A 7,436-nucleotide genomic window follows, 5' to 3' on the forward strand; every position below is an offset into this window, starting at 1 on the left:
CTCACACTTGCTTCGCATCGGCGATAGGAAAGATACCATATGTCCTGATTTCACCAGGCTTGAAGGGTGCTAGCTTTAGACTGGTGACAGAGTCTGCAATAGAACGCTGGCTCTTCCCAGCAAGGTCATCATCAGTGACATCAACAGGTCTGGTAAAGACTAACTCGCCGGGCACATCGACTCGAAAAGTGTTTGGGTTGTACAGGCGAATCTCACAACCAGCACCATCGGGTGCCGGTGCAAAAGCACTGAGAGTGACGCGAGAATTCTTGAGCGTCATCAACGGGGCATGCGTCACTGACCGCGAAAGCACATTGATCCTGAAAAACTGGATTGGCGTCGTGTACTGATTTAATGTCTGATTTTGATAGTACAATCCCTCCTGAGCCAGCCGCAGATATTCAGACTGGATCTGTTGAGGATCATAATTTGGGGAAAGCAGGATTCCCCCTGCAAACTTCATCTTCCCAAGAAGCTGGCTATCAGGCGTTGGCATTGCCTTGTTGATCATTCCGGAGGCTTTACCTGGGCGACGCAACATATCTGGCCGGCCAAGGTAGCCTACGCCCCGAAAAAGGGTAAGGGCTAACTCGTTAAACTGCTTACCAATGATTTGGAAGTCCTTCTCACCCAAGCCCAAAAAGGTCAGGCTTTCACTCTCGTTGTGCATATTAGCAAAATGAATCATCGGTCGCAGACTCGTTGGCTCTTCGTGATAACCGATTGCCCGCCAGTCTTTGAGATGTGGGTCCTCTAAGGGACGCTCAATGGTGCCAAACTGGGTGTCGGCAAATGACGACTTAACTGGTTTTGCACCTTTCAGGACCAACCGCATGCGGTGATCGCAAGCTTGATTGTTCAGATGCAACGAGAACTGAATGATTGGCGTTCCCGATTTAAGTCTTAGCTCGAGCTGGTAGTCTACGGTGCCACTTGTGACTTCTGTTCCTCGCTCTGCAAGGTCTTTTGGCACTTGCCAAGAACCACTCAGCTGCATTCTTTGTTCCAGTTTGCCATGCTGAGTCGTAACTTGGGCGTCATCAAATTTGAGCAATTTCACGGCATCGCGATAAGGCTGTGAGTAATCATAAGTATCCCCTTCGTCACCACCATCCTCAAGCATCAGCTGATACGTCTTGCCGAGCCCTTGTTTAGGGTGAATAAACAACTGGCCTTGATCGAATTCCACTAAATTGTTGTCATCTTCAATGGCCTGCTTTGTAACAGGAGAGATTAACACTGGCTTACCGTCGCTGAGCTCAACGCCATACCGACACCAGTCCATTGCAGGGATTTCAACCTTAACCGCGATAGTACTCATGAAGTACCAATGATTCTCCCGAGTCGCCGGGTCACGTGTCAGAAGACCGGCATTCATCCTCTTCTGACTGATCAGGTCATATTGGACAGGATTGCCTTTCTCGTCCGTCAGTGAAAATGATGGTTTGGTCGTCGCAATCGTCACCTCATGAACAGTATCATCCGCCAGTGGTAATGGATTCCACACAACCAGCGACCCGTCATCAGGACGCCCATCCCTCAATGAAATACTCAATTTCCGGAGCAGGTAATTGCGCAACGAGGTCGCCGTTTCCAAGGCGGCAGTACCGCGTGCGTATATGTCTCGGTTGGTGGCATCACTGTTGCTGCCGCCAGCGCTATCATGCGCTTGGCCCATAGCAATTGAACGCCAGACAGAATCAATCAGCCCCTGCTTGATACGTACTCCAAATTGACTGGCAAGTACCGAGAGCGCTCAACAACCGTCGTCATCAAACGCTCAAGGTGGTCATAGAGCTGTTTCAAATCGGCACGCGAAGAATAGATGCCACGATGGATTTTCGAGGTCGACGGATCGATGAATTCACCTTCAAGAGTGGGTAGTGTGGTGCGACCGATGGCCGAGAAGACTGCTGGATAATTTGTCTCCATCACTTCTAGTTTCCCGACATTTTCCGTGTTGACCCGCTTGATCACCTGCTTTAGATTCAAGGTTACAGGCAGCTGATCTGATCCCACCGGTAAAATTGAAACAGCATCAGGATCGGCTAGGACATCGCGGACAACTTGGCCTGATTTGCCCGTAACAAATGGCACCCCAGTGCTGTAACCATTAGTTAAGTTTGCGGTGAGGACATCAGAACCGTCCTGACTGCGCCAGTGAAAAAAACTTGTGATTTTTTTCCAACGGTAACCCGCGCCAGAAAACTGCGTTGTGAATACCAAACCCACCATAAAGCTTCGGAATATCTTGACTTTGGCCAAACGAATCTGGCAGATAACCAACCGGCATCGCCCCACCTAACTTATTGGCAGCACGCAATCCCAAGCGAAGATTATGAACTGCTGATTCACCAGCGGTCGTCATTTCATCAATTTGGGTGTACCACGGGCCAATGAACAAACGGCCGGCCATCACAAATTTTTTTTGACTTCCGTCGCGCGATCTGGGTTGTCCGCGAGATAATCCATCAGAATCGACATCTGACCATCTAGCAGGTAGTAATCCAGCTGGTTGTGCGCCAAGGCACTTAACACCTCATCCATATGGTAAGCAAACTGGACCCTAGCTTCCTGACGCGTAAAGTACCATTCAAAATCCCAATGCGTATGTGCAATTGCGTATACTTTCTTCATGAATCTGACTGTCCTCTCCCAGCATCTTTAATCAGCTGCAGCGACCCCTGCATCCTCTGCCGTCTTCTGCTCACGAGCCATGCGTTCTTCGTTGTTCATATGCATCTTCATAAATGGCGCATAAAGAACAGCATCCAGTATGATCAGCAGTACGCATAGAATAGCCGGGCTGACGTGGAAATCAGCCATCACCCAGTAATTAAATACAATGGGGACAGAGCTACCCGGGTTCATTTCAACTAATGGGAAGACCCAGCCCAGCGAAGTTGCAAAGTATGCAATTACCGCATTGATCACCGGCACAAGCATCCAAGGTATGAACAGAAACGGATTCAAGACAATTGGCAACCCAAAAGTGATAGGTTCATTAATGAAGAAAATCCCGGGAATCAAACCAAGCTTGGCGACTTCTCGCTCCTTCGTGCCCTTATGGCAGATAAAGAGCGCAGCAATAATCAATCCGAAAGTAGATCCTGAACCACCAATCATCGCGTACATGTTGGTAAACATATACGGAATAATCTTAACTGTAGAAGGATCCTGCGTCTTCGCAAAAATGGCGATGTTAGCAAAATGCTGTGAAAGCCATAGACTGGCAATAACTCCCCAAACAATGTTGAACCCATGCATACCCAAGAACCAAAGGAATTGTTCAATCAGAATTACGATGATGATTGCTGGAAGTCCATTAGTCACAACAATCAGTGGCTTAACCAGCAACTGTGTGACCATGTCGTTCAACGAGGCAAAATTCATCGCTTCAATAATCAATCGAACTGCCGCAAAGATGATAGTGGTTTCCATCAAAGGAATTAGTGAGAAGAACGACTCAAAAATATTCTGAGGGACACTTGATGGCATCTTAATGTTGAACTTACCACGAGAAAACATTGCAAACAGTCCAACCCCGATCATCGAGATAATGACCCCTGTGAACATGCCATTGTAATTGAAGAAATCGAGACTGAACCCAGGTGTCTTGCTTTTCGTTGCAAAGTCGACAGCCGTTGGGACGATGACGAAGTATGAAGCGACTCCCGCCGCCGTCGAAATAATTGGGTTGAGCGCCTTGTTTTTTTTCCTCTGTCTTCAATGCCAATGAGTATTCATAGGCAACAAAGACCACTACGAGTAAGGCGATGATCCCAATTGTCGCGGAATTAACATAACCAAACCCCTTGGTTATCTCATCAAGAATCGCGTTCTTTATATTCAGGTACTTCTCCACTGAACCAATCACAGAAACAATGATGTTGGCAAATGAAGCGACCAAAGTAAATGGAATGACCCGAATAAAGGCATTCTTGATCGCCATCAAAATCTTGACCTGGCTAACCACGCCAGCCACTTTAATGAGCGGCTCCGAGATTTTATCAAATTTGAAAGCCATGATTTTTCCTTCCTTCAAGCGCCAATAAAAGCGCATACAATATTAAAAAAAAGGCAATTGTGCACAAAGAAATAAGGAACCGCATTTCTGATGCGTCCATGTTTAAAAACTAGTGTCCACTATTTCCGATTTGTTGCGAGATAGCGCTTAGGCGATACTCCTTGAAGCGCCTTAAATTTCTTGATAAAGCTTGAATCGTCTTTGTAACCGACTCGGAAGGCAACTTCATGAACCGGCAACCCCTGAAGAACTAACGCCCGCGATTCCATAATACGGGCATAGGTAATAAACTTGTAAGGTGTCAGCCCCATGTGCCGTTTAAACGTACGAATCAGCGTCGACTTACTAGTAAAAAAAGTGTTCTGCGACGCCATCCAGTGTAAGATCCTCACCCAAGTTCTGTTTGATGTACTTAGTTACGTTCGTCAACAACTCATTTTGGGGACTTTTTTTTGATACGGCGTCACACTATCACGGTCAGAAAACTGTTCGTTCAAAAAAACCAGTAACTCAATGAATTTCTGCCGGACCTTGATCCCATGTAGAGAGGAATCAGGCTCTGAATAAATTTCGATTAGTTCATCAAACAGTTTGGACAATCGGCTCTGGTCCACCAGTCGCAAAGATAGGACATTAACGAAATGGCGTGGTCGACGATAGAAAATCATCAGCAAATCTGGATATTCACTGAGCGCAAGCTCGATGAATTCAGGCTTGAAGAGCAGGTAATAACGCTCATAACTCACCCCACGTTCCACAAAGACACGATGCATTTCTTGCGAATTAAAGACCATCACGGTTCCGGAATTCACGTGATAGTGCTTGTCATCGACGTAAACATCGGTATTGTCATGCAAACAAAAATTTATCTCGCAGCCATCATGATAATGTGGCCGCCGCTGGTAGTGCGTCGTGGTGATTTTATGTTCCACTTCAAAACCATTGGGAATTAAGACTTGGTGGACCTCACTTGCATAATCCACTGCGTTCTGCCACCTCTCAGCTGAGATACTTACTTGAGCTCATGTTCAGTATAAGCGCCATTGTAGCAAAATAATGGGCCAAAATTTCAATTCTATGCCGTAAAATCGTCATTTTCGGTAGCGCTTTCTTTTTTGGCGAGAACATGTTTTAACGTGCTTATCGCGACATTGGTATAGATGAGCACAAAAAAAAGGCGGTGCAGAAAAAACTGTACCGCCGGCGGATTGCGTATGAAATGTTTTCAGCTTAAGCGTGGTCCTTTTCCAGTGATTCCCACAGCCCGTTGAGATAGGTGATGCCCAGCGCGCGATCGTACAGGCCGTAGCCCGGCACCCCGTCTTCGCCCCAGATGTTGCGACCGTGGTCCGGCCGGATGTAGCCGTCAAAGCCGGTGTCGTACAAGGCCTTCATGATCTCGTACATGTCCAAACTGCCCTCGGAGGACAGGTGCGCCGATTCGTGGAAGTCGCCCTGCGCGTTCATGAACTTGATGTTGCGGGCGTGGATGAACGGCGCGCGGTCCTTTTTGACGAACTCGCGGATGATCGCCGGCACGTCGTTCTTAGGGTTCTCCCCTAAAGAGCCGGTGCAAATGCAAAAGCCGTTGTACGGCGACTCGTGCATGGCCTCGATGATCCGCATGTCCTCGGCGTTCTTGTACACGCGCGGCAGGCCGAACAGTGGGCGCGGCGGATCGTCCGGGTGCATCGCCATCCGGATGCCGACCTCCTCGCACGTCGGGATGATGGCGTCGAGGAAGTACTTCATGTTTTCGCGCAGCTTCGCCTCATCGACGCCTGGTAATCCTTGAACAGTTTTTCGATGGTTGCCAGGCGCTCCGGCTCCCAGCCGGGCAGCACGTAACCGCGCGAGCCGTCGCGGGTCGAATCGATGATCTCCTGCGGATCGTCGGCCAGCTTGGCCTGTTCGAAGGCCATGTCGTTTGACCCATCGGCCAGCTGGTAGTGCAGGTCGGTACGCAGCCAGTCAAAAATTGGCATGAAGTTGTAGCAGATCACCTTGATGCCAAACTCGGCCAGGTTGCGAATGGTTTGCTTGTAGTTGTCGATGTACTGGTCGCGCGTCGGCAGCCCGATCTTGATGTCATCGTGGATGTTGACGGACTCGATGACTTCCAGCTTCAGCCCCGCGGCCTCGACCTCGTCCTTCAGGTGCTTGATCTTCTCCTTCGGCCAGACCTCCCCGACCGGCACGTCGAACAGCGCGCCGACGACCTGCGTGGTGCCGGGGATCTGGCGGATGTTTTGCAGCGTAATGGGATCATTGTCCCCATACCAGCGAAACCCCATATTTTTCATGCTAATTGCCTCCTACAATTTCGTGGATCGTCGCCGCGACCGCGCCCGGCCCCTGGACCATCTTGGCAAAATCCGCCTCGATGGTCGGGATCAGCCCGGTCTTGGCCAGGTCGACGCCAAAAATCTGCTGGTTGGCCAAAATCGGTGCGAGCACGCTGTGCGCATCAACGGGCTGCCCCAGCTTGACGTTGGCCACGAACGGCTGCACATCGCCCAGCAGTGGGTCGGGGCTCGGCGTGAAGGCCGTGCCGTCGTCCTTGACCGCCATCAGGTAGCGGCACCAGCCGGCCAGGATCAGCGGGATCGCCTTCAGCTGCGTCAGGTCTTTGCCCTCGTCCAGGTAATGGGTCAGTGTCACGCCGTAGCGGATCGGGATCTTCTGCGAGGTATCACTGGCAATGCGCTGCGGCGTGTCCGGAATGTTCTTGTTCGGCAGGCGCTTTTCGATCAGCTGATCAATGAACTGCTTCGGGTCAATGATTTTCGGATCCTTGACCACCGGCAGGTCCTCGTTGTAGCCCAGCTGCTTGATCAGCGCGACCAGGTCGGGATTCTCCATTTCCGCGGCGATCGACGAATCGCCCAGCAGCGAGCCAAAAATCGCGAGGCTGGTGTGCAGCGGGTTCAAGCACGCGGTGACCTTCATCTGGTCGGCGTCGTTGACCGTCGCGCGGTCCGTCATGATCACGCCGGCGTCCTCGAGCTTCGGCCGCCCGTTCGGGAAGCTGTCCTCGATCACCAGGTAGTGCGTGACCTCGGTGTTGCCAAACGGCGCGATGTTCGTGTGCTTTTCGGTGTGGATGATGGTGGTATCTTCAAAGCCGCTTTGCTTCAGGATGGTCGCCACACTTTCCGCCGGGTTCGGGGTGATGCGGTCGATCATCGACCACGGGAAGCTGACCTGCTTGGGGTCGCTGAGGTAATCGACAAAGTCTTGCGAGACGGTCCCGTTTTGCGCCCAGCCGCGGGCGATGGTCAAAATGCCGTCCTCAAAGCGCTGCCCATTCTGCGAAAAATTATCCGTCGAGACCATGGCGATGGGGTACTTGCCGGCCTGGTAACGCGCCAGCAGCAGGCGCGCGATGGCGCCCATGTTGGTGGTCGCG

At 50.7% G+C, this 7,436-nt stretch carries 3 protein-coding genes and 3 pseudogenes; all 6 read right to left on the reverse strand.

What is annotated here, in order from left to right:
* Position 1: 1 nt before the first annotated feature.
* A pseudogene (locus JCM13995_RS06325) lies at positions 2-2,637 on the reverse strand (glycoside hydrolase family 38 N-terminal domain-containing protein).
* A 27-nt stretch (positions 2,638-2,664) separates the two neighbouring features.
* Positions 2,665-4,027, reverse strand: a pseudogene (locus tag JCM13995_RS06330) (PTS sugar transporter subunit IIC).
* Positions 4,028-4,146: 119 nt separating this feature from the next.
* On the reverse strand, positions 4,147-4,401 hold the full coding sequence (locus JCM13995_RS17640) for a helix-turn-helix domain-containing protein (RefSeq protein ID WP_054663667.1): 255 nt from the start codon (positions 4,399-4,401) through the stop codon (positions 4,147-4,149).
* Positions 4,402-4,452: 51 nt separating this feature from the next.
* Positions 4,453-5,010, reverse strand: coding sequence for an AraC family ligand binding domain-containing protein (locus tag JCM13995_RS06340; protein WP_054663670.1), 558 nt, complete (start codon positions 5,008-5,010; stop codon positions 4,453-4,455).
* Between the two features lie 247 nt (positions 5,011-5,257).
* Positions 5,258-6,330 (reverse strand): annotated as a pseudogene (gene uxuA / locus JCM13995_RS06345) (mannonate dehydratase).
* 1 nt (position 6,331) lies between these two features.
* The coding region (locus JCM13995_RS06350) for a mannitol dehydrogenase family protein (protein ID WP_054663673.1) at positions 6,332-7,436 on the reverse strand (1,105 nt) is incomplete at its 5' end.

This window comes from Lacticaseibacillus camelliae DSM 22697 = JCM 13995, assembly GCF_001311195.1.
GTDB lineage: Bacteria > Bacillota > Bacilli > Lactobacillales > Lactobacillaceae > Lacticaseibacillus > Lacticaseibacillus camelliae.